The following is a 23292-nucleotide window of genomic DNA, read 5'->3' as shown; positions in this document are numbered from 1 at the left end:
TTAAGCCCACAAAGACTGTATGTATATCCAGCTGCCGTCAATCCCTGCGGAGGCCCTGTCGAGGAATCCGGCGGCAGCGTGACATGGCGAGGTGGCCGGATGAAGGATCTGCTGGAAGACGCGAGCGCCCGGGCGCTGCGCTACCTGGAAGGGCTGGAAGAGCGGCCGGTGGCGCCGTCCGCAGAAGCCGTGGCGGCGCTCGCCCGGCTCGAGGAACCGCTGCCGGAGAGCGGCAGCGATCCACGCGAGGTGCTGGCGGTGCTCGACGAACTCGGTTCCCCCGCCACAACGGCGATGGCCGGCCCACGATTCTTCGGCTTCGTGATCGGCGGCTCACTGCCCGCCGCCCTGGCCGCCAGCTGGCTGAATACCGCCTGGGACCAGAACAGCGCCATGTACGAGCCAACCCCCGGCACCGCCACCCTGGAGGCGGTGGCGCTGCGCTGGCTGCTGGACGTCCTCGGGCTGCCCGCCGGCTGTGCCGGCTCCTTCGTGACCGGTGCCACCGTGGCCAACCTGGTGGCTCTGGCGGCGGCCCGTAATGCCGTACTGCGCGACGCCGGCTGGAACGTCGAGGCCGACGGCCTGATCGGCGCGCCGCCGGTCACCGTCGTAGTCGGCGAGGAGGTGCACCCCTCCGTGAGCAAATCCCTCGGTGTCCTCGGGCTGGGCCGCAACCGGGTGGTGGCCGTCCCCGTGGACGGTCAGGGGCGCCTGCTGCCCGAGCACCTCCCGGAACCGGACGGTCCCACCATCGTCTGCACCCAGGTGGGCAACGTGAATACCGGAGCCTGCGATCCCGTCGCCCGCGTGTGCGAGCGGGCGCAGCCGGCCGGTGCCTGGGTGCACGTCGACGGTGCCTTCGGGCTGTGGGCGGCGGCCTCGGCGGCGCACCGGCATCTGGTCGACGGCATGGCGGCCGCCGACTCGTGGGCGACGGATGCGCACAAGTGGCTGAACGTGCCCTATGACAGCGGGGTTGCCTTCGTGCGGGACGGCGAGGCGCTGCGTGCGGCGATGGCGATCACGGCCGAGTACCTGCCGCCCGCCGGCGCCCATCGCAGCCCGGCCGACTACACGCCGGAGCTCTCCCGCCGCGGCCGCGGTGTCGAGGTGTGGGCAGCGCTGCGGCAGCTGGGCAGGGCAGGCGTCGCCGAACTGGTGCAACGCTGCTGCGGGCATGCGCGGCGCTTCGCCGAAGGCCTCTCCGCGGCCGGCTACGAGATACTGAACGACGTCGTGCTGAACCAGGTACTGGTCAGTTTCGGCGATGCGGCGACGACGCTTGCCGTGATCGAGGGCATCCAGGCCGACGGCACCTGCTGGTGCGGCAGGACGGTGTGGCAGGGCCGCACGGCCATGCGCATCAGCGTGAGCGGCTGGTCGACCAGCGAGGCGGACGTGGAGCGCAGCCTGGCGGCCATGCTGCGGGTCGCGGAGCGGGTGCGCGCGGGCTGACGGCGCCCGCTGCCCGGGGGCTCCGCCGCCAGGGTCTAGTCCGCGGGCGGCCAGGCGCTCGCGTCGATGGTCTCCCGGTAGGCGTGGAAGGTGGCGTGACCGAGCAGCGGCATCACCACCGCCAGGCCGAGGAATGCGGTGGCGAAGCCGAGGAGGATGCAGCTCACCACCAGCGCAGCCCAAACGATCATCGCCGCCTTGTTGCGCAGCACGGCGTTCACGCTGGTGACGACCGCCGTGACCGTGTCCGTGCGGCGGTCCGCGATCATCGGCAGCGAGAAGGCGCTGGCGGCAAAGACAATACTGGCGAATACGGCACCCACCGCGCTGCCGATGCCGAGAAAGGGCACGAGGTCGCGCCAGGAGTGGTTGGTCTCGACCGGGAAGAAGATGTGCACCATCGAGGCCGCCCGGGCCCAGACGAGGAAGACCACCAGCACGACGATGGCGTAGACCAGGGCGTTGCCCACGTGCTGGGAGGTCTCCCGGATGCCCTCGGCGAGCGTCGGCCGGGTGCCCCGCTCCAGCTGGCGGGAGATCTCGTAGACACCGATGGCCATGAGCGGGCCGACGAACATGAAGCCCGAGGCCATCGCCAGCAGCAGCCAGACGCCGCCCAGCTTCCAGGCGACGAGGCCGGCCGCATAGCTCGCGAACATGACGACGACCCCGTAGCACAGGCTCTGCCGGGGTGCGGCCCGGAGATCGCGCCAGCCCCGTCGCAGCCAGCCGAACGCCGCCAGCGGATGCAGGTCTCTGCACGGCGCCACGAACGGCAGTTCTTCCGGCTTTCCCCCGGCAGGAGGGCCCGTCTGGTTCTCGCTGGTCTTCATGAATCCCCCTGAGCCGGAATTTAAACCGAATGCCCTGCTCATTGCATCCATGTGTGATGCAGAATGATCATTCGCGACAGAGGAGACGGATCATGCGGACGTTGACGGTTGCGGCCGCCGTCGCGCTGCTGGCTGCGATGCCGGCTGTGGCGGAACATACGGAAGTCATCGAGCTCGAGCTGGAGGCGGAGGGCCTCGACCGGCTGGAGATCGAGACCGGCGCGGGGCCGATGGAGATCACCGGCGTGCCGGGTGCGGACCGGATACGGGTGCGGGCGGAGATGCACTTCCCGGATGCCGATGCCGACGAGGCCGTGGAGATCCTCGCCGAGCAGGTGCGGCTGACCCTGGAGCGGGGCATCGCGGGGGCGGAGCTCGTCGCCGAACTGCGGCAGATCGGCTGGAGCACGTTCTGGGGCGAGCAGCCGACCATGAGCGTGGACGTGCGCGTGCCCGAGCGCTTCGCGCTGGGGGTGGAAGACGGCAGCGGTTCGCTCGCCATCCGTGACGTCCGCGGCGACATCGACGTGGAGGACGGCTCGGGATCGCTCGTTCTGACCCGGGTGGGCGGCACCGTGGAGATCGACGACGGTTCCGGTTCCCTGGCCATCCAGGACGCCGGCGGCGACGTCGTGATCGAGGATGGCTCGGGCAGCTTGTCGGTGCGCGACGTGGCCGGCAGCGTCACCGTGGACGATGGCTCCGGCGGCATCACCGTCACCGGCGTCGCGGGCGATCTCACGGTGCTGGATGCCGGCAGCGGCAGCCTGCGCTTCGACGAGATCGGCGGCGAGGTGGACGTGCGCGACTAGCGCGGGTCCGGCCCGGTTGCCGGGACCGTCGGCGGCGGGTCCTGCCGCACCCGCACCAGCACCAGATCGAGCAGCTGCCGGATGACCTCCGGGCGATCGGGCTCGATGTGCAGCCCGTCGGTCCACAGCAGATCGACGGCGGGCTGACGTGAGGCGATAGCGGGCAGCGGCTCGAGGGCCTCCGGGGGCAGGCGCTCGTCCTCCCGCGCCGCGATGATGACCGCGGGGCGCGGCGGTATGGCCTCCACCCAGCGCGCCGTGCGAAAGCTCTCGGCGTAAATCAGCGTGTAGAAGACCTCGGTCATCACCGCCCGCCGCCAGTCGGCGGGGAAGTCATCGCGCAGATTGTGGGCCAGCCAGGCGTGGTTGTCGCTGGCGCCGTGGATCAGCCAGACCCGCCGGAAGCGCTCATCCAGCGCGCCGGCCGCCGCGGCGAAGGGGACGCCCAGGCTGACACCCACCAGTTCCGTGCGCGCCGGATCCGCCCAGGGCTGTGCGAGCAGCCAGTCGAGCGCGAGCGACAGGGCCGGCGGCGTGTCCAGGAAAGCCTGCTGGATATCCGGGATCGCGCTCAGGATCTGCCACACGCCGCGCAGCCGGTGACTGCCCTCGTAGGGATAGTCGATGGCCGCGTAGGCGATCCCGTCCGGCGCCCCGGCCAGCTCCACCGCGTCCTTCCCCGTGCGGTGGCCGCCCAGCAGCAGCAGCACGGGCACTCGCTCGCCCGGCGCGACATCCGGCCGCCGCACCCGCAGGTCGACGCGGAGCCCCGTATCGGCAGCGAGGGACAGGGTTTCGTCCACGTAGCCGCCGGGCGCTGCAGGCGTCGCGTCGGTGACGGCCACGGTGGTCGCTTCCAGAGTACCGTGCCGCGCAATCAGCCGATCCCGCTGCTCGGTGCGCATGTCGGCGATCCAGATTGCCAGCGCGGCCAGGATGACGGCGAAGCCGGCCGCCACGCCGATGGCTATGGCAATTGCGATGGCTCGCCGCCGTCTCACGGCCGCCCCCGATGTTGGCTGCGTGCGGTCATGGAGGGGATTCTAGGCCACGTCGCCCCGCGCAAAAAAAAGCCGGGCCTCTCGGCCCGGCTCCCGTCGGTCGGTTTGTCGCGGCGCTCAGCGGAAGTTGCGGCGGTAACTGATGCCGAAGGTCATCGGCTGCGTCACGGTGATGCGCCGCTTCGCGTAACGGTTGTTGATGAACTGATCGCCGTCCTCGTCGAAGACGTTGGCGATGTAGGCGCCCACGCTCCACTTGTCGGCATCGATGCCCGCCCGGAGATTCAGGATGTTGTAGGGGTCCTGGATGGTCGGCGGCGGCGAGACCACGGTGGCCTCGAGTCCGGCGAGCGCATTGATGGACTCGCCGGTATAGGAGTAATCAGCGCGTACGAACGGCGTACCGCCGAACAAGGTGCTGTCCGCGAAAGTGCGCTCGATCGAGAGCGAGCCCTTCCAGTCCGGCGTGATGGGCAGGCGGGTGCCGTCGACGGCCTCCACGGCGGCGCCCGTGCCCGGGAACAGCGTTGCACTCTCGGAGATTTCCGCCTCGTTCCAGGCAATCGTGGCGTCCAGCGTCCAGCCCGGCGCCGGCACCCAGGAGGCCTGAACCTCGACGCCGTCGATCGTTGCCTCGGGGAAGTTGACCACGCCGAGCTGGAAGACCAGAGGCTGCGGGTCGTTGACCTGTACCTGGATGTCGTCCCAGATCATGTGATAACCGACGACGCTCAGGAACAGCCGTCCGCCTGCCGTGGTGGTCTTGTAGCCGACCTCGTAGTTCTGGACCATGTCGGAGTCGTACTTGCGCGGGAGGACGGAGGTCGGACGCAGGGCATTGGCGCCGCCACTGCGGAAGCCTTCGGAGTACGTGAAGTACAGAAGATCCTGTTCGCCGAAGTTGTAGCTGACGTTGATCTTCGGCACGAAACCCTCGTCGCTCTCGTCGCCGGTGCCGTCGGTGAAGACGAAATCGGTTTCTGCGCTGGGCATCGGATTCTGGGCCAGCGCGCCGAGAACCAGACCCTCCTTGCGGTCCACCTGGTACCAGCGTCCACCGGCGGTGACCGTCAGCTTGTCGGTGAGATAGAAGGTGGCCTCGCCGAAAAGCGCGAACTGGTCGATCTCGGTGTCGTAGAGACCGAAGAACCAGTTGTCGGTGAAGTCCCAGCTGCCCGGGGGCAGGCCGTTAAGCGACGGGTTGTAGTAGTTGTAGGCCAGGTAGTAGAAGGCCGGAGAGCCGGCGAAGTTTTCGGCGCCCGCCTTGTAGACGGTGGAATCCTCGAAGCTCTGGTAAAACAGCCCCACGATGCCCCGCCAGCGGCTGTCGTCGACCTCGGGCGTGGACCAGCGCGCCTCGATGCTGAAGCGCTCGGACTGGGCGTCCTCGAGGTTGTAACCGCGCACCACTTCGCCGCCGAAGTCGTAGAAGTAGAAATCGTAGTCGGTGCCGTTGACGGTGTTGTAATACGCCTCGAATTCGTCGCTCAACTGCTGGAAGGCGAACATGTATTCCGTGCCGTCCGCGTCGTACTGGAGGTCGCGGTCGAAGTAGGAGACGCTGAACAGGAAGTCGCCGATGCCGGTGGAGCCTTCCAGGGTCACGGCCGCCTGGTACCAGTCTTCGTCCAGACGCTCGTCGAAGAAGCGCACCTGTTCGAGGTCGGAGCGGTCGAAGTCCTTGTCGCCGAAGCCGTCCGCCTCGGTCGACTGGAAGATGGCGGAGGCATCGACGGTCCAGCGGTTGTTCGGGAACCAGCGCAGCGCCGCCCGGCCGCCCGTAATGGTGGTCGAGTTGATGTCGTCTTCGGCGAATTCCGCATTGGTGTATGTGCCGCCGGGGCTGGTGCCGAGTACGTTGTCGATGTAGCCCGCTTCCTCGGCGGTGAAGCCGACCAGCCGCAGCGCCAGCTTGTCGTCGGCCAGCGGGATATTGAGCATGCCGCTGACGTCGTAGCCGGTATCACCGTCGGAGATCTGGTTGGCTTCCAGCTCCACCCACGCGTCGAAGGCGGTGGGATCCGGCTTGTTGGTGATGATGCGCAGCGTGCCCGACTGGGAGGCGTCGCCGAACAGCGTGCCCTGCGGGCCGCTCAGCGCCTCGACGCGCTGGATGTCGACCAGCCGCGGGTCCGGGTTCAGGCCGGCGGCCGTAATCGGCTGCTCATCGAGATAGATGCCGCTGGATGGATTGGTGCCGAACTGGATGCCCGACGCGGCGACGCCGCGAAACACCACCGAGTTGCCCGCCGGCTCCCGTCGCGCCAGCGCGAGACTCGGGATCTTGCCGACGTAATCGTCCAGGCCCTCGAGGCCCTGGCGGACGATATCGTCCGTCGTGAAGGCCCGGATGGACATCGGGATGTCGGCGAGACTCTCCTCGCGCTTCGTCGCCGTGACGACGATTTCCTCGATGGCGTCGCCCTGGGTCTGGGCGAATGCGCTGGGCCCCGTGAGTGCCGCAGAAACTGCGGCGGCGATGGCGCTGCGGCTGTACGCGGCAGCACCGGACTGCTGATTTTCGGCCATTGCTGTCTCTCCCGCTTTTGCTTAATACTACTGATGCGTGGCGAAAGAGCAAATAATGTTTACGGTTGTATCTGTCGTGACAGCTTGATTGCTGTCGCTAACAGACCTCGATGTTGGTTGTTCGCCACAAGGTGAAATGCTGCAGGCGGTATTCATGAAAATCGACCAGCCCCTGAAAGAACTCGGTGATATCGATGTCGAGCCGCTGCGCGATGCGATCCTCCGCCAGGACGATTCGGCGTGGAACGAGCAGGAGTATCGCCAGCAGGAATACGAGGTCCACAAGCGGACGACTTCCATCGTGATGATATTCACCGACGGCAAGAACTGGCCGGAGATCACGGTGCGCAAGGAGCCGGGCTGGGACCGTCTGGCCGACACCGCGCTGCCGCTGATGCAGGACATCATCGCCCGCCATTACCCGCCGGGCGGTACCATCATCCGGGCCATGGCGGCGCGACTGGCCGCGGGGGCGCGGATCGATCCGCATCGGGATTCTCACCCGTCGTTTCATGCCAGCCACCGGATCCACATCCCGGTCACGACCAACCCGCGGGTGCGCTTCATGATCGACGGTCGGCCGCACCGGCTCGAAGTGGGCAAGGTCTACGAGCTCAACAACCAGCTGTTGCATAGCGTCATGAACAAGGGCGCCGAGGACCGCGTCACGTTCATCTTCGATTACCTGCCGCCCGGCGCCGTGCGCGCGGCGTGACTATTCTCGTTGCCACCTCCGTGGTGCGCGGCAGCCACCAGGGCGAGAGTCACGGTGGCGTCTACCTGATAGACCTCGAGCGCGAGCGCGTGGTGCAGACCGTCGACTGGAACACGGCCGACATCGACTGGCAGGGGCGCGGCTGGGACCGCGGGCTCAGGGGCATTGCCTTCGACGGCGAGAGGGTCTACGTTGCGGCGAGCGACGAGTTGTTCGCCTATACGCCCGACTTCCGGCTCGTCGACTCCTGGCGCAACCCCTACCTCAGGCACTGCCACGAGATAGCGGTCTACGAGCGCCGGCTCTACCTTACCTCCACCGGCTACGACGCGCTGCTCGGCTTCGATCTGGACGCCGAGCGCTTCTGCTGGGGCCTGCACGTCGTCCGCGGTCACGGCGATTTCCGCGGCACACCTTTCGATCCCGTCGAGGGTCCCGGGCCCGAGCCCGGCAATCGTCTGCACCTGAACATGATCCACTGCGACGGCCGCGGCATGCATTTCAGCGGATTACGCACCGGCGCGCTGCTCACCTACGACGGCCGGCGTATCGTCGCGCAGGCGAGTCTGCCGCAGGGTGTGCACAACGCGCGGCCGTTCCGGGAGGGCCTGTTGTTCAACGATACCCAGGCCGACGTCGTGCGCTACGCGGCCCCGGGGCACGAGCAGGCCTTCCGCGTACCGGTCTACGACCCGGCGGAGCTGACCCATACCGAGCTGGACGATTCGCGTATTGCGCGCCAGGCCTTCGGCCGGGGGCTGGCGGTGATCGACGAACATCGCATCGCGGCCGGGTCCTCGCCGTCGACTGTGGCGATACACGATCTGGCCGCCGACCGCACGCGGATGGTGGTGACGCTCACGAAGGACATCCGCAACGCGGTCCACGGACTGGAGGTCTGGCCATACTGAGGTGCCGGCGGGCGGGGCCGGCCGGGCATCTCAGCCGGCGTAGCCCTCGTAGCGCCCGAGGACCGGTTCCAGTACCTCGGCCAGCTCGTCCAGATGCTGCTCGTAGCGATGCCAGAAGCCGACTGCGCCCTGGTAGATCGGCTGGCGCACCTGTTCCGAGCTCGCGGTCCGGACCGGGCGCTCCGTCTCGTGGAAGTTCAGGCAGGCGTCTTCCCAGGGCAGCTCGCAATAGTCGAGCAGTCGGCGTACCTGGTTGTCGAAGTCGCTCACCAGCTCCTCGTACTGGACCGTGAGCACGCGCCCCGGCATGACGGCATGCCAGTGGTCCATCATGCGCTGATACTGCAGAAAATATTCGCCGATCTCGGTGAGATCGTAGGTGAACGTCTGACCGCGGGCGAACAGCTGACGATAGCAGCTCAGGCAGGAATCCATGGGGTGGCGACGGGCGTCGATGATCTTCGCCCGGGGCAGGATCAGCCGCGCGAAGCCGACGTTCGGGAAATTGTTCGGCATCTTGTCGATGAACCGGGGCAGGCCCTCCACACGATGCAGCGAGGCATGCTCCAGATAACGGCGGCCCAGGGCCTCGAAGTTCGGCCCTTTCAGCTCGCGCACGGCCTGGGGGTAATTCACGCCGTCGGCCCGGTTGCGATTCAGGCTCGTGGCGACGCGGCCGAGATAGGGCAGCTCCGCCGTGCCTTCCACCTGGCTGTGGCTCGCCAGTATCTGCTCGATCAACGTGGAGCCGGAGCGCGGCAGGCCGACGATGAAGATCGGCGCCGGATCGTCGCAGCCTGTGCCCTCGTTGACGGCCAGGAATTCCTCCGTGAAGACCTCGACGATGGCGTCGTTGTTCACCTCCGTCTGCACGGGGTCGTAGTTCTCCCGCATGCGCTGGCGGCGATTGCCCTTGTCGTAGTAATGCCAGGCACGGTCATAGTCTTCGCGGTCCTCCCAAGCCTTCGCCAGGGCAAAAAGGAAGTTGACCTCGGATTGCTCGTTCAGGTCCGGCGTCTCCAGCGCCGATTCCATCGCCTGTATGTCCTCGTCTCCCAGGGGATAGGTCTTGAGGTTGGCCAGGCTCCACCAGGACTCGCCGTTGGCGGGCTTGAGACGGATGCACTCCCGATAGGCCTCGATCGCCTCGGGCTGGCGGCCCAGGGTCTTCAGCGTGTGGCCGAGGCCGAGCCAGGCGCCGGCGTGTTCGGGCTTCAGTTCGATCGCGCGCCGGTAGGCCGCCGCCGCTGCCGCAGTACGGGCCGCGGGCGCCAGCGCGGCCGCCAGCAGAAAGTGGGCGTGGGAGCTGCGCGGATCGGTCTCGACGGCCTTCTCGAAGCACTCTATGGCTTCGGCGAGGCGGTGCTGGTCCTGGTGCAGGCGGCCCAGGTCGATGATCGCGCCGGTGAAGTCGGGCGCCAGCCGCACCGCTTTCGACAGCAGTTCCCCGGCATTTTCCGGATGCCCGGACTGCATGGCGATCACGCCCAGCAGTCGCAGGGCGGTGACGTTCTTCGGGTTGTCCTTGAGCACGCGGCGATAGAGCTTCTCGGCTTCCTCTACCTTGCCGGCACGGTGCAGGCGGGCAGCCTCCGCGAGACGCCCCTTCTCCGGGTTCAACGCAAAGCAGCGCTCGAATGCCTCGTCGGCCTCGTCGCTCTTGCCATTCGCCAGCAGCGCCCGGCCGAGATGGAAATGCGCCTGCTCCAGTTCCGGGTCGAGGGTGACGGCGCGGCGCAGCACGTCCTCCGCCTCCGCGTTGCGCCGCTGCTGGAGCAGCAACAGCCCCAGGTCCTCGTGGGGCTTGGCGAACGACGGCGCGAGAGCGATGGCCCGGCGCAGCTGTTCCTCGGCCTCGTCGAAACGACGGGCCTTCAGCAGGATCGCGCCCATCAGGGCGGTGAAGTTGATGTCGTCCGGGTCTTCGGCCAGAGCTTCCCGGCAGACGGCAATCGCGCCTTGGGCATCGCCGCCGTTCAGCAGCCGGATGGCCTGGTGGAACGTGGCCCGTGGCGCGGCGATACCGGAGCTGCTGCCCTCAGCCATGGATACCGGCCCTCGTATTCAGTTGTCGCTCTCCGCCGTCGCGCTCGCCTCGGGCTCGGAATTGCGCTCGTAGATGATCCCTCCGTCGAGCAGCGTCATGTCCACCCGGACCTCGCTGAGTTCGGACGCCGGGATGGCAAAGATGTCGCGGTCGAGCACCACGATGTCCGCCCGCTTGCCGGTCTCGATGGAGCCGGTGATGTCGTCGTGGCCGAGCAGCCGCGCCGCGTTGCGGGTATAGGCATCGAGCATCGTGGCGAGGTCCACGGCTTCTTCGGCGTTCAGGGTGCCGTCGACCTGGCCGGCGGCATCCTGGCGGGTAATCGCCGTCTCGATGGCTTCGAGCGGGTTCATCGACGACACGGCCCAGTCGCTGGAGCCGACGATCGTGCCCCCGGCGCGGTGGATGCTGCCGACGGGATACATGCGCTCCACGCGTTCCGGGCCCACGACCGGCAGGTTGATCTCCATGATCCACGCGTCCGGATAAGCCCACAGCGCCTGGAAAGTGGCGGCGACGCCGAGTTCGGCGAAGCGGGGTATGTCGTCGGGGTGGACCAGCTGCAGGTGCGTGATGTGATGGCGGTTGCCGGTGTCGCCATTCGCCTTGCGCGCGGCCTCGATGGCATCCAGTCCCTCGCGCACGGCCAGGTCGCCGATGGCGTGCATGTGGATCTGCAGGCCCATGGCGTCGAAGCGGGTGACGGTCTGCTTCAGTTCGTCGCTCTCGAAATTGAGCACACCGCGATGGTCCATGCCCGTGTACGGCTCGACCAGAGCGGCGGTCTCACCCTCCAGCACGCCGTCGACGAAGAACTTCACCGCGCTCACGGTGAAGCGCTCGCCGGCGAACTCGTCGCGCCGGGCCAGCGCGGCTTCCCATTCCTCGCCCTGGTGTTTGGCATTGACGCCGTAGGTGAGCGAGGCTTTCACCCGGGCGTCGAGCCCGCCTGATTCGGCGACCGCCCGATACACCTCCCAGTCGGGCACGCCCGTCCAGGCGTCCACGAGGGAGGTGATGCCGTAGCGCGCCGTCTCCGCGAGCGTGGCCTCGAGGGCCGCCACCCGGTCCTCGAACGTGGTCTCCGGCAGCAGCGCCTCCACCGGCGCCCGCGCGGTCTCGCGCAGCATGCCGGTCGGCTCGCCGGTCTCCGGGTCGCGCTCGATGACGCCCTTCGGCGGGTCCGGCGTCTCCGCCGTGATGCCCGCCAGCTCGAGGACCTTCGAGTTGGCCAGGTCGTTGTGGCCGTCGGTGCCGCGCAGGTAGACGTAGCGATCGGGCGCGATCTCGTCCAGCAGCGACTTGTGGGGATTGCCGCCGGGGAAGGCGGCCAGGTCGAAGTTCTCGCCGATCACCCACTCGTCGTCGCTCTCCGCCACGCACTCGGCGACCTTCGCGAGGATGGCATCCCGCGTCGTGAGCCCGAACAGCGAGCAGCCGAGCAGCATCTCGCCGCCGGTGAGCGGGTGCATGTGGGCGTCGTGGAAACCGGGCAGGACGGTGCGGCCATCCAGGTCCACCACGCGGGTGGCGTCGCCGATCCAGGCGCTCACCTCCCCGGCGTCGCCCACCGCGACGATGGTGTCGCCCCGCACCGCCACCGCCTCGGCACGGCTGCGCGCTTCGTCCGCGGTATGGATGACGCCGCCGGTGAAGACGATGTCCGCCGGCTCGACGCCGGCGGCCTCCCCTGTGGCCTCACCAGCGGGCCGCTCCGCGCAGCCGGCCTGGAGAAGCAGGAGTGCCGTCGCCAGCAGCGTCGCGCGCATCGGCCTACCAGCTCCGCACACGGCCCGTGTCGACATGCAGGAAGTCCGAGCGGGCGTAGTAGCCGACGCCGCCGCGGCGCAGGCTCATCGCGGCCCTGCGCAGCTTCGCCGTGTCATAGCCGGAGAGCCGGACGTCGATGGCGCGGCCCTGCATGTGCAGGCTGCGCTTCGCCACGCCCGAACTCGCGCTGCGCAGCATGGCATTGGTCTGGGGCGAGCGGTAGCCGGAGATGATCTGGAACTCGGCCTTGCTGCCCGTCAGCGAGCGCAGGTCGGCCAGGGTGTCCAGCAGCCCGACGTCCATCTCCCACACTTCGCCGGTACGGAAATCGCGCAGCAGGTGGTTGATCTCGGCCAGCGCGTCGGGGAGGTATTCGCCGCCCTCGAAATAGACGGCCTTCAGCCTCTCGCCGGTGTGGTTGTGCCAGAAGGCGAGGCTGCGGGTCTCCAGTGCCGCCGCCGCGCGGCTCCAGGGCGCCAGCATCGCGGCCCCTGCCGCGGCGCCCGCCAGAAACCGGCGCCGCGAGGCGCAATGATTATCGTCCCGGGTGTCTCCTGCCATGTCCTCTCCCATTGTCGTACTCGTTGTCCTGCCAATGCTGCCTGCAGACTCCGTTCGCACACGATCGACTCCGATGGGCGATTATGGACGACGAGGACGCAGACTGGAAAGAATATCGACAGGTTGAGGCCCGGGCGGTTCCCGTTCCGTGTCGCCGTTCCCGGTTTAGAATAGTGGCGTGTCCTGCCACGGCGCCCCGATCAACCACCCCATTCTGCAGGCCCGGCTGCCGGCCCTGCTGATGGGTTTGCTGCTGATCGGTGCCGCTCCGGGGGCGGCGGCCTCGCCGTGGGATCAGGAGTTGCACGGCTCTGCGGAGCAGGCCGTCCGGGAACGGCTGCGCCAGCGACTGGAGCAGATCGAGGCGGATACGCTGCATGTGATCGAGGGGGAGCCGCTGGCGGCCCGCACGCTGCTTCCCGATCTCTACGCCGGCCGGCGTTTCCGGCCGTTGTGGTCCGGGGCGGAGCGCCGCCGCGAGCTGCTGGCGCTGGTGCGCGCCAGCGCCAGGGAGGGGCTGAACCCCGCCGACTATCATCTCGCCGTCCTGGAACGCCACGTCGAAGCCATCGGCGCGGAGTCGGACCCCTACGGCAGGGCGGACCGGGATCTGCTCATGACCGATGCTCTGGCGCGGCTCGCCCACCACCTCGTCTACGGGAAGGTCGAGCCCTCCCGCCTCGATCCGCACTGGAATTTCCACCCGGACATCGAGGAGGGGGACCCCGTAGCCACGCTGCATGCGGCGCTGGCGGCGGATTCGCTGGCCGGGTTCTTCAATCTCGGGCGGGGCGCGCCTTACCGGCAACTGGTCGCGGCCCTGGCCCGCTACCGGGACATCGCGGCCTCGGGCGGCTGGCAGGCGATCCCGGCGGGGCAGGCGCTGAAACCCGGCATGCGGGATCCGCGGGTGGCCGCCGTCCGTTCGCGGCTGGCCGCGGAGTTCCCGCTGCCGGCCGCACCGGATCCCTGGCAATACGACGATTCGATCGAAGCCACCGTCACCGCGTTCCAGCGTCGCTACGGGCTGGAGCCGGACGGCGTCGTCGGCGCCCGCACCCTGGCGGCGATGAATCTGCCGGTGGCTGCCCGCATCGATCAGATCCGGGTGAACCTGGACCGGGCCCGCTGGGTGCTGGAGCGCCCGGAACGCGACTACCTGCTGGTGAATATCGCCGGTTTCCGCGCCTTCCTGATGCGCGGTGACGACATCCGCTGGGAGACGCGTGTGGTGGTAGGGCAACCCTATCGGCGCACTCCGGTGTTCCGCTCGAGAATCGTCTATCTCGTCTTCAATCCCACCTGGACGGTGCCCCCGGTGATACTCGAGAACGACATCATCCCGGAGGCCATCGCGGACCCGGCCGCCGTGACCCGGCGGAACCTGCAGGTGGTGGCGGCCGACGGCAACGTCGTTGCGCCGGAGGCGGTCGCCTGGGCCCGCTATCGGAGCGGCGGGCTGCCCTATCAGCTGGTCCAGCCCCCGGGCCCGGGCAACGCTCTGGGACGGGTGAAGTTCATCCTGCCCAACCCGTACAACGTCTATCTGCACGACACGCCGGGCAGGGAGTTGTTCCGGAGCGCCGATCGCAGCTTCAGCTCGGGCTGCATCCGGGTGGAGCGGCCGCTGCAGCTGGCGGCGCTGCTGCTGGACGAGGATCCCGAGTGGGGAGCGGAGGAGATCGATGCCGCGGTGGCCGCGGGCCTCACGCGCACCGTTTTCCTGCCTCATCCGGTCCCCGTCATGATCCTGTACTGGACGGCCGGCATGGGCCCCGACGGCGAGTTCGGGTTCTACCCGGACGTCTACGAGCGGGACGCGGCCGTGCTGAGAGCGCTGGACAGCGACTTCGACGCGTCCTCCGGGCTCGATCCCGGTGCCTCGGGGAGCCTGTTGCCGTAGCCTCCGCTGCCGGCCGGCTCAGGCCTCCAGCGCCTCGCGGACGTGGCGCAGCACCTCCGTCGCGCCGCGGAGCTGGTCGTCGGATACGCCGATGCCGGCCTGATCCAGGTGATGGGCCTCGTGGCGGCGGATATCCTCGATCACCTTCTGTCCCGCCGCCGTCAGCCGTACCAGCTTGGAGCGCCGATGGGCGGGATTCTCCACCCGCTCGACCAGGCCCTCGTGCAGCAACGGATTGACGAGCGCCTGGATGTGCTGGCGCGAGACCCGCCGCGCCCGCGCGATGGCCGGCACCGTGGACGGGCCCTCACGCAGCAGGTGCTCGAGCACCGCCCGGCGGGGCTGAGTCATTTCGGAGTCTTCGTGCAGCTGCTCTCCGGTGTGGATCAGGGTGGTGAAGAGCAGCCGGACCTCGTGGAACAGGTCGTCGAAGTGTTTCTGCATGTCAGGCCTCCTGACAAAATATTTGTCGCAAAGACAATTCGCATGTCAATAATATCACGGCTCCTGGCGCCTGTAACCGGGTCTTGCGGCGGATGACGAAAGCCGGCGAACCGTGCTGCTTTGCAGCGGGCGCGACTGCACTGCCACTGCTAGTATCGAACCACAGGCAAGCACGGGCGGGATACTCGGAGGAGGGGTGCCGACCGGACGGTGCACTCCAGCCAATATCCTCCGCCAGCGGCAGCAGGAACGATCGTGGATTCCACTGATGGCTGCTCCGAGGGAGCCCGCCGCATAGTCGAGACAGGCACCCAGAGAGGAGTCGCCTAATGCAGATACCCGTCGAAATCCGCTTCAAGGACATCCCGCGCTCCCCGGCGCTGGAGACCGTCATCCGTGAACAGGCAGAGAAGCTCGAGCAGGTGTGCTCGGACATCATCTCGTGCCGGGTGACCGTGGAGGCGCCGCACCGGCACCAGAACAAGGGGCGGATCTATCACGTCGTCGTCGACGTCAACGTGCCGGGGCGCGAGATCGTCGTGAGCCATGCCCAGGAAGACAACCATGCTCACGAGGACCCGTACGTGGCGGTGAACGACTCGTTCCGTGCGGCGACGCGCCGGCTGAAGGGCTACAACCGCCAGCGCACCGGCAAGGCCCGGGCGGCGCCCGAGGCCGGCTGAGACTTCAGGCGGCCCGGGGAGCGCGCTCGCTGCCGCCGAGCAGTTCGCCGACCAGGCTGACCCAGTAAGCAACGCCGATAGGCAGCGCCTCGTCGTTGAAGTCGTAGCGGGCGTTGTGCAGCATGCAGCCGCCCTCGCCGGGGCCGTTGCCGAGCCACAGATAGCAGCCGGGTTTCTCCTCCAGCATGAACGCGAAGTCCTCACCGCCCATGGTGGGCGGCAGGTCCCGGTGCACGTTGCCGGCGCCGGCCACGGCCGCCGCCGCCCGCGCGGCGATCTCGGCCTCGTCCGGCGTGTTCACCGTGGGCGGGTAGGTGCGGTAGTAGGTCGTCTCCGCTCTGGCGCCGAAGCCCTCCGCCACGCCGGCGGCCACCCGCGCGATGTCCCGTTCGATCCGGTCGCGGGACTCCGGCGTGAGCGTGCGGGCGGTGCCCTTCAGCACCACCTCGTCCGGGATGACGTTGAAGGTCTCGCCGCCCCGCAGCACGGTGACGGAGACCACCACAGAGTCGGTCGGCTCCGTGTTGCGGCTGGCCAGCGACTGCAGCGCGGTGATGATGTGGGCGGCGGTCACCACCGGATCAATGGTCTGGTGGGGCATGGCGGCATGGCCGCCGCGGCCGCGCACCGTGATCTCGAACTTGTCCGAGGCGGCCATCTGGGGGCCGACGCGCACGGCGAACTCGCCGACGGGCAGCCCCGGCCAGTTATGCATGCCGTAGACCGATTCCACCGGGAACCGCTCGAACAGGCCGTCCTCGATCATCGCCTTCGCCCCGGCGCGGCCTTCCTCGGCGGGCTGGAAGATGAAGTGCACCACCCCGTCGAAGTCGGGGTCGGCGGCCAGGTGCTCGGCCGCGCCCAGCAGCATGGTGGTGTGGCCGTCATGGCCGCAGGCGTGCATGCAGCCCTCGTGCCGGGATCGGTGTTCGAACTCGTTCAGCTCCTGGATGGGCAGCGCGTCCATGTCCGCCCTGAGGCCGATGGCCCGGTCCGAGTTGCCGGCGCGCAGCGTGCCCACCACGCCGGTCACCCCGAGGCCGCGGTGGACCTCGAGGCCGAAACCCGCCAGTTTCTCCGCCACGAAGTCGCTGGTGGCCTTCTCCTCGTAGGCCAGCTCCGGGTGTGCGTGGATGTGATGGCGCCAGGCGGTCAGCGCCTGCTGGCGTTCGCGTATGCGGTCCAGGAGTTCCATGCCGTATTCCGTCTCCGTCAGGTCATCGGGCCGGCGGGGGCGGCTGCCTCCTGTCCGGTCTGTACCGCCCAGAGGCTGGCATAGATGCCGCCCCGGGCCAACAGGGAGCCGTGATCGCCGGTCTCGGCGATGCGGCCCCGCTCGAGCACGATGATACGGTCCGCGTGCACGATGGTGGAGAGCCGATGGGCGATGACCACCGTCGTGCGCGAGTGCGAGATGGTGGCGAGCGAACGCTGGATGGCCGCCTCGGTCTCGTTGTCCACCGCGGAGGTCGCCTCGTCCAGGATGAGCACCGGCGGGTCCTTCACCAGCGCTCGGGCCAGCGACAGGCGCTGGCGCTGGCCGCCGGAGAGCTTCTGCCCGCGCTCGCCCACGACGGTGTCGAGGCCGCGGGGCAGGCGCTCGATGAACTCCATGGCCTCGGCCGCCCGGGCCGCCTCGACGATTGCCGCCTCGCTCGCCTCCGGCGCGCCGTAGGCGATGTTCTCCCGCACCGTGCCCTGGAACAGGAACACGTCCTGGCTCACCAGCCCGATTCGCCGGCGCAGGCTCCCAAGGGTGAAATCGCGGATCGCCCGCCCGTCCAGCAGAATCTGGCCCTGCCGCGGCTCGTAGAAGCGCAGCATCAGCTTGATCAGAGAGCTCTTGCCGGCGCCGGTCTGGCCCACGAAGGCCACGGTCTCGGTCGGCGCGATGTCGAAGTCGATGTCCCGCAGCACCGGCTCGCCGTCGGCATAGGCGAACCACACGTGCTCGAAGGTGATGCGGCCTGCCACCTCGCCGAGGGCCTCGGCTCCCGGGGCATCGCGGATGGCGACGGGCGCCTCGATCAGATCCAGGATGCGGCGGGACGAGGCCATGGCCCGTTCGTACAGGTCCACCGTCTCCGCCAGGCTGGTCAGCGGCCATAGCAGCCGCTGGGTCAGGAACACGAGCACGCCGTAGGCACCCACGGCCAGGGCGCCGGACAGGGTCATCCAGCCGCCGATCAGGAAGGTGGCGAGGAAGCCGGCCAGGATCGCCATGCGGATCACCGGGATGAAGGCCGAACTCACGGCGATGGCGCGGCGGTTCGCCGACACGTACGCGTTGCTGTCCGCGCGCACCCGGTCGGCCTCGAGCCGCTCGGTGGCGAAGCTCTTGATGGTGGCGATGCCCGAGATGTTGGCCGCGAGGCGCGAGCCCAGCCCGCCGACACGCTCGCGGACCTCCGCGTAGAGGGGCTGAGCCCGGCGCTGGAAATAGAAGGCGCCGACGACGATGACCGGGATGGGGGTGAATGCCACCACTGCGATCAGCGGTGAGACCACGAAGAACACCGTGCCCACCGCCACCAGCGTGGTCGCCACCTGGATGAGGTTGTTGGCGCCGCCGTTCAGGAAGCGCTCGAGCTGGTTGACGTCGTCGTTCAGGATGGCCACCAGGTTGCCCGTGCTCTGGTCCTCGAAGTAGGCCAGGTCCAGGTCCTGGACGTGCCGGTAGGCGTCGATGCGCATGCCGTGCTGCAGATCCTGGGCCAGATTCCGCCACAGGATCAGATACAGGTATTCGAACAGCGACTCGCTGATCCAGATGACGAGCGTCAGACCGCCCAGCAGCAGCATCTGCGAGCGGGGGTCGGTGATGCCGAGCGCGGCCACGAACGAGTCTTCCTGGCGAACGACCACGTCGATGGCGATGCCGATCAGGATCTCCGGCATCACGTCGAACAGCTTGTTCAGTACGGAGCAGCCGGTGGCCAGCAGGATGCGTCGGCGGTAGCCCCGCGCGTAATGCAACAGGCGCTTCAGTGCCTGGAAGGAACTCTTGGCCTCGCCGCTCATCCGGCGAGCTTAGCAGGGCCTCCGGAGCGGGGCACTGCAGTACCCGCGGAGCCCGCGCCAGACGGGCGTTCAGTAGATGCTGCAGCGCAATAAGTAGTTTTCGAGGGCCCTCTCAGGACAACCCGTATACCGCAGCAATCAGGGCGGACGGACAATAGTGGCGGTCGCGTGAACATTCATTGGCGGTCTGGTTGCTTGCGACCGCTGCATCAGGCCAAGGAGACTCGTGATGAAGGGATCTTCATTAAGAATTCTGGCTGTCTGCGTCGGTACGTCTCTGCTCATCGCAGGGCCGGCACAGGCTTATGAGGCAGGCGATTGGCTGTTCCGCGTGGGCGTGACGACGGTGGACCCGAAGTCGGACAATCTCGACACGGCCGTACCCTCCGATGGAGGAACCACGCCGGTGACCATCGAGGTCGATTCCGGTACGACGCTGACCTTCAATGGCACTTACTTCTTCACGCCGAACTGGGGTCTGGAAGTCCTGGCTGCCGCACCGTTCAATCATGACATCGAAATCGCCGGCATCGGCAAGATCGCCGAGACGGATCACCTGCCGCCGACCTTCTCGCTGCAGTATCACTTCCTGCCGGACGGCGCATTCCAGCCTTATGTCGGGCTCGGCCTGAACATGACGCTCTTCTTCAGCGAAGACGTCGACCAGGCGCTCATCGATACCGTCGAAGCCCTGAATCCGGGTCTGGAGGTGACGGGCGCTGATCTCGATCTCGACACGTCGTTCGGTCTCGCCGCCCAGGCGGGCGCCGACTTCATCCTGAACGAGAACTGGTCGATCAACTTCGAGGTTCGCTGGATCAACATCGAGACGGACGCCGAGCTGACCGTCGACCCCGTCGGTACGCTGGATCTGGGCACGGTCGAGATCGACCCCTGGACCTACGGCATCAACGTTGGCTACAAGTTCTGATACCGCAGGGCATCGAAAGGTAAAAGGCCGGGCATGACAGCCCGGCCTTTTTTTTGTTTCAGCCTTCCTGTTCGAGGAGTTCCTTCTCCTTCGGCACTTTCTTGTGCAGTGATACCGGCTGGCGGCTCTTCCTGACCTTCAGGTTCAGCATCTCCACGCCCACCGAGAAGGCCATGGCGAAATAGATGTAGCCCTTCGGGATATGCAGGTCGATGCCCTCGGCGATCAGCGCCGTGCCGATCAGCACCAGGAACGAGAGAGCCAGCATCTTGACCGTGGGATGCTCGTCGACGAAACGGCCGATGGCGCCCGCCGCCACCATCATCACTCCCACCGCGATGACCACCGCGATGATCATCACCGCCAGGTGGTCGGCCATGCCGACGGCCGTGATCACCGAGTCGAGGGAGAACACCATGTCGACGATCGCGATCTGCGCGAGCACGCCGCCGAAGGTCGCCGCCTTTGCCTGCTTCTCGTCGGCGTCCACGCCTTCCACCGAGTGGTGAATCTCCAGCGTGGATTTCGCCAGCAGGAACAGCCCGCCGCCGATCAGGATCAGGTCGCGGCCGGAGATGCCGGTGCCCAGCACCTCGAACAGGTCCGCCGACAGCTGCATGATCCAGGTGATCAGCAGCAGGAGCACGATGCGCATGCCCATCGCGAGCCCCAGCCCCAGGATGCGCGCCCGCTGGCGCTGCTCCTCGGGCAGCCGGCCCACCAGCACCGAGATGAAGATGATGTTGTCGATGCCGAGCACGATCTCGAGCACCGTCAGCGAGGCCAGCGCGATCCAGGCCTCCGGCATGGTGATCCATTCCACAGCGAGTCTCCGCGCGTTGCCCCGTCGACGCCAGACGTTATCACAAGCCGGCGGTTGCGCCGGCAGAGCGGTAGTGGTATTCCCGAATAGGCTGTGCCCGCCGCCCTCCGCAGGATGGGTTTCGGGCGGGAAGGGCTCCGCCGGCCCGGCTGCGCGCGCATGTCCGGGATGATGCGTCAGGAACGAACTATGCCGACACCAGTTTCCACGGTCCTCGCCCAGCTGCGGGACGACCATCGCAATATCGCCATCCTGCTCCAGCTGCTGGAGAAGGAGACGCGGCGGATCGCCGACGGCCTGGAACCCGACTACGAGCTGGCCCACGACATCATGCGCTACATGACGTCGTATCCCGATTCCGTGCACCATCCGCGGGAGGACCGCATCTATCATCGGCTGAAAGTCGTGGCGCCGGACATGCTGAGCGGCATCGACGGCATCCTCGAGGAGCACGACGAGCTGGGCCGCGTCGGCATCCAGCTGCGCGAGGCGCTGGATGCCGTGGAGGCCGGCTCCGTGGTGCGGCGGGACGAGCTCGCCGCGGCCGCCGCGGACTACGTGCGCAAGCTGCGGGACCACATGCGCTGGGAAGAGGCGGCGCTGTTCACGCTGGCCGACGAACTGCTCGCCGACGAGGACTGGGATGCGTTGCCGGGGCAGACCGACCAGTCCCACGACCCGGTCTTCGGCCCCTCGGTGCAGTCCTCCTACGAGAGCCTGTACAAGTTCATCCGCAATGAGGCGGACGCCCTGGATCACTGAGGCCGCCGCCCGGGGACGATCGGGTCGACCGGGACGATAGGGACGATAGGGACGACCGGGACGGCCAGGACGCTCGACGCTTCGGCCGAAAGAAGGGGCCGAAAGAAGGGCCGACAACAGGGGAGAGAACGCACAGCGCCATGTTTGATGTCCTGCGCGCGCTCGGGCGCGATCTCCGCGACAGTCTGCGCGACCTGACTCCCATCGTCGTGGTCATCGCGGTGTTCGAGCTGCTGGTGCTTCGGCAGCCGGCGGCAACGCTCGCGCCGCTCGCCGGCGGCGTCCTCCTGGTGGTCATCGGACTCACCCTGTTCATCTACGGCCTCAAGCTGGCGCTATTCCCCGTGGGCGAGAACCTGGCCCACGCGCTGGCGCGCAAGGGCAGCGTGTTCTGGCTGATTGCCTTCGCCTTCGCGCTCGGCTTCGGCACGACGGTGGCGGAGCCGGCGCTGATTGCGGTGGCCGCCGAGGCCGGCGAGGTGGCGGCTCTGGCGGGCGCCATCGAGGCGACGCCCGAGTCGGAGACGCGCTACGCCACCGGGCTAAGAATGACGGTTGCGCTGGCGGTCGGTGTCGCGCTGGTCCTCGGCGTCATGCGGATCATCACCGGCTGGCCGCTGCCGGCCATGATCATCGGCGGCTACGTCGTCGTGGTGATCGCCACGATATTCGCGCCCGCGGAGATCGTAGGCATCGCATACGATTCCGGTGCCGTCACGACCTCCACCGTCACGGTGCCGCTGGTCGCGGCGCTGGGCGTCGGCCTCGCCTCGTCGCTGGAGGGGCGCAACCCCATGCTGGACGGATTCGGGCTGATCGCCTTCGCTTCGCTGACGCCCATCATCTTCGTGATGGGCTACGGGATAATGCTGCAGTGGATCTGATCGCCGCCAGCCTCGCGATACTCGGCGGCACGGCACGCGACGTAGCGCCCATCGCCCTGTTCCTGTTTCTGTTCCAGTGGTTCGTGATCGGCGGCCGGATGCCCGATCGGAACCGGATCGTGGTCGGGTTCGTGCTCGTCGTCATCGGCCTGGGCTGTTTTCTCATCGGGCTGGAGCAGGCCCTGTTCCCGCTCGGTCGACTCATGGCGCAGCAGCTGACCTCCCCGGAATTCATCGGTACGGCCGGGAGCATTCTCTCCGGCGTGAACTGGGCCGATTATCTCTGGGTCTACGCCTTCGCCTTCTGCCTCGGCTTCAGTACCACGCTGGCCGAGCCGGCCCTGCTGGTGGTGGCCCTGAAGGCGCGGGACGTCTCGGGCGGAGCCATCCATCCCTGGGGGCTCAGGGTGGCGGTCGCTCTCGGTGTCGCCATCGGCGTCTCTCTCGGCTGCCTGCGCATCGTGACCGGAACGCCGCTGCACTATTACATCATCGCCTGCTACGTCATCCTGATGGTGCAGACGTATTTCTCACCGCGGGCGATCGTGCCGCTCGCCTACGACTCGGGCGGTGTCACGACCTCCACGGTGACGGTTCCGCTGATAACGGCACTGGGTCTCGGCCTCGCCGAATCCGTACCGGGCCGCAGTCCGCTGCTGGACGGCTTCGGTCTCGTGGCCTTCGCCTGCATGTTCCCGATCATCTGTGTCCTGGCGTACGCCCAGCTGTCGGAACTGCGCAGCCGCAGGCAATCCAGTCACGAAAAAAAGTCGCGCGACGGCGGGACCGTCGCGAAACGGGATAAGGAGAACGGCAATGCACTTTAAACTCATCATCGCCTTCGTCGAGGACGACAAGACCGACGCCATCATGGAGGCCGCCCGGGAAGCCGGTGCCACCGGCTGCACCGTCGTCAACAACGCGAGGGGCGAGGGCTCCAAGGAGAAGAAGACCTTCCTGGGTCTCACGCTCTCCACCCAGCGGGACGTGGTCATGATGCTCGTGGAGCAGCATCTCAGCCGCCACATCCTGGAGCACATCGGCGAGGTGGGCGAGTTCGACGAGAAGCCCGGCACGGGTATCGCCATCCAGATCGATGTCGAGGACGCCGTGGGCGTTACGAGTCAGGCACAGAAGCTGACCGAGGTAGTGGAAGAGCAGTTGTGAGGGGATGGAACCCGTTCTGCTGCCGACGAACAGAGAG

Annotated in this window: 21 protein-coding genes; 11 read left to right on the top strand and 10 right to left on the bottom strand. The window is 67.7% G+C overall.

The genetic code is table 11. The features are described from left to right. Nucleotides 1-99: 99 nt before the first annotated feature. On the top strand, nucleotides 100-1458 hold the full coding sequence (locus tag ACJMKZ_RS06435) for a pyridoxal phosphate-dependent decarboxylase family protein (RefSeq protein ID WP_405232362.1): 1359 nt from the start codon (nucleotides 100-102) through the stop codon (nucleotides 1456-1458). Between the two features lie 35 nt (nucleotides 1459-1493). On the opposite strand, the gene ACJMKZ_RS06430 is transcribed toward ACJMKZ_RS06435, so the two are convergent. Continuing rightward, on the bottom strand, nucleotides 1494-2291 hold the full coding sequence (locus ACJMKZ_RS06430) for a DUF2189 domain-containing protein (RefSeq protein ID WP_405232361.1): 798 nt from the start codon (nucleotides 2289-2291) through the stop codon (nucleotides 1494-1496). A gap of 92 nt (nucleotides 2292-2383) precedes the next feature. Here ACJMKZ_RS06430 and ACJMKZ_RS06425 point away from each other — a divergent pair, with 92 nt between their 5' ends. Beyond that, nucleotides 2384-3103: a DUF4097 family beta strand repeat-containing protein gene (locus ACJMKZ_RS06425; protein WP_405232360.1), complete on the top strand. Its 720-nt coding sequence runs from the start codon at nucleotides 2384-2386 to the stop codon at nucleotides 3101-3103. On the opposite strand, the gene ACJMKZ_RS06420 is transcribed toward ACJMKZ_RS06425, so the two are convergent. Further along, complete coding sequence (locus ACJMKZ_RS06420; protein WP_405232359.1) at nucleotides 3100-4104, bottom strand: alpha/beta hydrolase family protein; 1005 nt, start codon at nucleotides 4102-4104, stop codon at nucleotides 3100-3102. The genes ACJMKZ_RS06425 and ACJMKZ_RS06420 overlap by 4 nt on opposite strands. 117 nt (nucleotides 4105-4221) lie before the next feature. Beyond that, on the bottom strand, nucleotides 4222-6633 hold the full coding sequence (locus tag ACJMKZ_RS06415; RefSeq protein ID WP_405232358.1) for a TonB-dependent receptor: 2412 nt from the start codon (nucleotides 6631-6633) through the stop codon (nucleotides 4222-4224). A gap of 154 nt (nucleotides 6634-6787) precedes the next feature. Between ACJMKZ_RS06415 and ACJMKZ_RS06410 the strand changes: the two genes are divergently transcribed. Both ACJMKZ_RS06410 and ACJMKZ_RS06405 read left to right on the top strand, forming a co-directional pair. Beyond that, on the top strand, nucleotides 6788-7348 hold the full coding sequence (locus ACJMKZ_RS06410; RefSeq protein WP_405232357.1) for an aspartyl/asparaginyl beta-hydroxylase domain-containing protein: 561 nt from the start codon (nucleotides 6788-6790) through the stop codon (nucleotides 7346-7348). Next, the gene (locus ACJMKZ_RS06405; RefSeq protein ID WP_405232356.1) at nucleotides 7345-8259 is read left to right on the top strand and encodes a hypothetical protein; all 915 of its coding nucleotides are present in this window, start codon (nucleotides 7345-7347) and stop codon (nucleotides 8257-8259) included. The genes ACJMKZ_RS06410 and ACJMKZ_RS06405 overlap by 4 nt, the downstream gene beginning before the upstream one ends. 30 nt (nucleotides 8260-8289) lie before the next feature. Here the strand turns inward: ACJMKZ_RS06405 and ACJMKZ_RS06400 are convergent, their stop codons facing one another. From ACJMKZ_RS06400 to ACJMKZ_RS06390, 3 genes are read right to left on the bottom strand one after another with little or no spacing between them, the layout of a single operon-like run. Next, a complete protein-coding gene (locus ACJMKZ_RS06400) occupies nucleotides 8290-10305 on the bottom strand; it encodes a tetratricopeptide repeat-containing sulfotransferase family protein (protein ID WP_405232355.1) in 2016 nt (671 codons plus the stop codon). 18 nt (nucleotides 10306-10323) lie between these two features. Continuing rightward, nucleotides 10324-12075 (bottom strand): amidohydrolase, encoded by a 1752-nt coding sequence (locus ACJMKZ_RS06395; protein ID WP_405232354.1) that lies wholly within the window; start codon nucleotides 12073-12075, stop codon nucleotides 10324-10326. 4 nt (nucleotides 12076-12079) lie between these two features. Continuing rightward, entirely contained in the window at nucleotides 12080-12637 is a 558-nt protein-coding gene (locus ACJMKZ_RS06390) for a DUF882 domain-containing protein (protein WP_405232353.1), read from the bottom strand. A gap of 178 nt (nucleotides 12638-12815) precedes the next feature. On the opposite strand from ACJMKZ_RS06390, the gene ACJMKZ_RS06385 reads away from it, so the two are divergent. Further along, nucleotides 12816-14540, top strand: a complete 1725-nt coding sequence (locus ACJMKZ_RS06385; RefSeq protein WP_405232352.1) for a L,D-transpeptidase family protein — start codon at nucleotides 12816-12818, stop codon at nucleotides 14538-14540. Between the two features lie 18 nt (nucleotides 14541-14558). Here the strand turns inward: ACJMKZ_RS06385 and ACJMKZ_RS06380 are convergent, their stop codons facing one another. Beyond that, nucleotides 14559-14984 carry a MarR family winged helix-turn-helix transcriptional regulator gene (locus ACJMKZ_RS06380; RefSeq protein WP_405228293.1) on the bottom strand — a complete coding sequence of 142 codons (426 nt, stop codon included), beginning with the start codon at nucleotides 14982-14984 and terminating at the stop codon, nucleotides 14559-14561. A gap of 329 nt (nucleotides 14985-15313) precedes the next feature. Here ACJMKZ_RS06380 and ACJMKZ_RS06375 point away from each other — a divergent pair, with 329 nt between their 5' ends. Further along, nucleotides 15314-15667 (top strand): HPF/RaiA family ribosome-associated protein, encoded by a 354-nt coding sequence (locus tag ACJMKZ_RS06375; RefSeq protein WP_405232351.1) that lies wholly within the window; start codon nucleotides 15314-15316, stop codon nucleotides 15665-15667. Nucleotides 15668-15671: 4 nt separating this feature from the next. Here ACJMKZ_RS06375 and ACJMKZ_RS06370 read toward each other — a convergent pair whose 3' ends face one another. Together ACJMKZ_RS06370 and ACJMKZ_RS06365 are read right to left on the bottom strand one after the other, a co-directional pair. Continuing rightward, the gene (locus ACJMKZ_RS06370; RefSeq protein ID WP_405232350.1) at nucleotides 15672-16862 is read right to left on the bottom strand and encodes a M20 aminoacylase family protein; all 1191 of its coding nucleotides are present in this window, start codon (nucleotides 16860-16862) and stop codon (nucleotides 15672-15674) included. A gap of 17 nt (nucleotides 16863-16879) precedes the next feature. Further along, nucleotides 16880-18688: an ABC transporter ATP-binding protein gene (locus ACJMKZ_RS06365; RefSeq protein ID WP_405232349.1), complete on the bottom strand. Its 1809-nt coding sequence runs from the start codon at nucleotides 18686-18688 to the stop codon at nucleotides 16880-16882. Between the two features lie 229 nt (nucleotides 18689-18917). On the opposite strand from ACJMKZ_RS06365, the gene ACJMKZ_RS06360 reads away from it, so the two are divergent. Next, a complete protein-coding gene (locus tag ACJMKZ_RS06360; RefSeq protein WP_405232348.1) occupies nucleotides 18918-19619 on the top strand; it encodes an OmpW/AlkL family protein in 702 nt (233 codons plus the stop codon). Nucleotides 19620-19677: 58 nt separating this feature from the next. On the opposite strand, the gene ACJMKZ_RS06355 is transcribed toward ACJMKZ_RS06360, so the two are convergent. Further along, entirely contained in the window at nucleotides 19678-20427 is a 750-nt protein-coding gene (locus ACJMKZ_RS06355; RefSeq protein ID WP_405233146.1) for a TerC family protein, read from the bottom strand. Between the two features lie 204 nt (nucleotides 20428-20631). Between ACJMKZ_RS06355 and ACJMKZ_RS06350 the strand changes: the two genes are divergently transcribed. The 4 genes from ACJMKZ_RS06350 (at nucleotide 20632) to ACJMKZ_RS06335 (ending at nucleotide 23255) form a co-directional block, all read left to right on the top strand. Beyond that, nucleotides 20632-21204, top strand: a complete 573-nt coding sequence (locus ACJMKZ_RS06350; protein ID WP_405232347.1) for a hemerythrin domain-containing protein — start codon at nucleotides 20632-20634, stop codon at nucleotides 21202-21204. A 140-nt stretch (nucleotides 21205-21344) separates the two neighbouring features. Next, on the top strand, nucleotides 21345-22088 hold the full coding sequence (locus ACJMKZ_RS06345; protein ID WP_405232346.1) for a DUF1538 family protein: 744 nt from the start codon (nucleotides 21345-21347) through the stop codon (nucleotides 22086-22088). Further along, the gene (locus ACJMKZ_RS06340; RefSeq protein ID WP_405232345.1) at nucleotides 22079-22915 is read left to right on the top strand and encodes a DUF1538 domain-containing protein; all 837 of its coding nucleotides are present in this window, start codon (nucleotides 22079-22081) and stop codon (nucleotides 22913-22915) included. The genes ACJMKZ_RS06345 and ACJMKZ_RS06340 overlap by 10 nt, the downstream gene beginning before the upstream one ends. After that, nucleotides 22905-23255 (top strand): P-II family nitrogen regulator, encoded by a 351-nt coding sequence (locus ACJMKZ_RS06335; protein WP_405228311.1) that lies wholly within the window; start codon nucleotides 22905-22907, stop codon nucleotides 23253-23255. The genes ACJMKZ_RS06340 and ACJMKZ_RS06335 overlap by 11 nt, the downstream gene beginning before the upstream one ends. Nucleotides 23256-23292 lie beyond the last annotated feature (37 nt).

Origin of the sequence: Lentisalinibacter salinarum (assembly GCF_040706555.1) — a bacterium.
In the GTDB taxonomy this organism is placed as follows: Bacteria; Pseudomonadota; Gammaproteobacteria; order Steroidobacterales; family Woeseiaceae; genus Lentisalinibacter; species Lentisalinibacter salinarum.
The sequence above is the reverse complement of the archived record's forward strand: the minus strand, read 5'-3'. Positions and strand labels throughout refer to the sequence as shown.

What these genes read in the sequence shown, in the direction of transcription:
- ACJMKZ_RS06395 (WP_405232354.1), bottom strand. Translation starts at nt 12,075, where the DNA reads ATGCGCGCGACGCTGCTGGCGACGGCACTCCTGCTTCTCCAGGCCGGC.
- ACJMKZ_RS06390 (WP_405232353.1), bottom strand. Translation starts at nt 12,637, where the DNA reads ATGGCAGGAGACACCCGGGACGATAATCATTGCGCCTCGCGGCGCCGG.
- ACJMKZ_RS06335 (WP_405228311.1), top strand. Translation starts at nt 22,905, where the DNA reads ATGCACTTTAAACTCATCATCGCCTTCGTCGAGGACGACAAGACCGAC.
- ACJMKZ_RS06425 (WP_405232360.1), top strand. Translation starts at nt 2,384, where the DNA reads ATGCGGACGTTGACGGTTGCGGCCGCCGTCGCGCTGCTGGCTGCGATG.
- ACJMKZ_RS06415 (WP_405232358.1), bottom strand. Translation starts at nt 6,633, where the DNA reads ATGGCCGAAAATCAGCAGTCCGGTGCTGCCGCGTACAGCCGCAGCGCC.
- ACJMKZ_RS06345 (WP_405232346.1), top strand. Translation starts at nt 21,345, where the DNA reads ATGTTTGATGTCCTGCGCGCGCTCGGGCGCGATCTCCGCGACAGTCTG.
- ACJMKZ_RS06400 (WP_405232355.1), bottom strand. Translation starts at nt 10,305, where the DNA reads ATGGCTGAGGGCAGCAGCTCCGGTATCGCCGCGCCACGGGCCACGTTC.
- ACJMKZ_RS06430 (WP_405232361.1), bottom strand. Translation starts at nt 2,291, where the DNA reads ATGAAGACCAGCGAGAACCAGACGGGCCCTCCTGCCGGGGGAAAGCCG.
- ACJMKZ_RS06355 (WP_405233146.1), bottom strand. Translation starts at nt 20,427, where the DNA reads ATGCCGGAGGCCTGGATCGCGCTGGCCTCGCTGACGGTGCTCGAGATC.
- ACJMKZ_RS06350 (WP_405232347.1), top strand. Translation starts at nt 20,632, where the DNA reads ATGCCGACACCAGTTTCCACGGTCCTCGCCCAGCTGCGGGACGACCAT.
- ACJMKZ_RS06375 (WP_405232351.1), top strand. Translation starts at nt 15,314, where the DNA reads ATGCAGATACCCGTCGAAATCCGCTTCAAGGACATCCCGCGCTCCCCG.
- ACJMKZ_RS06435 (WP_405232362.1), top strand. Translation starts at nt 100, where the DNA reads ATGAAGGATCTGCTGGAAGACGCGAGCGCCCGGGCGCTGCGCTACCTG.
- ACJMKZ_RS06410 (WP_405232357.1), top strand. Translation starts at nt 6,788, where the DNA reads ATGAAAATCGACCAGCCCCTGAAAGAACTCGGTGATATCGATGTCGAG.
- ACJMKZ_RS06380 (WP_405228293.1), bottom strand. Translation starts at nt 14,984, where the DNA reads ATGCAGAAACACTTCGACGACCTGTTCCACGAGGTCCGGCTGCTCTTC.
- ACJMKZ_RS06360 (WP_405232348.1), top strand. Translation starts at nt 18,918, where the DNA reads ATGAAGGGATCTTCATTAAGAATTCTGGCTGTCTGCGTCGGTACGTCT.
- ACJMKZ_RS06365 (WP_405232349.1), bottom strand. Translation starts at nt 18,688, where the DNA reads ATGAGCGGCGAGGCCAAGAGTTCCTTCCAGGCACTGAAGCGCCTGTTG.
- ACJMKZ_RS06370 (WP_405232350.1), bottom strand. Translation starts at nt 16,862, where the DNA reads ATGGAACTCCTGGACCGCATACGCGAACGCCAGCAGGCGCTGACCGCC.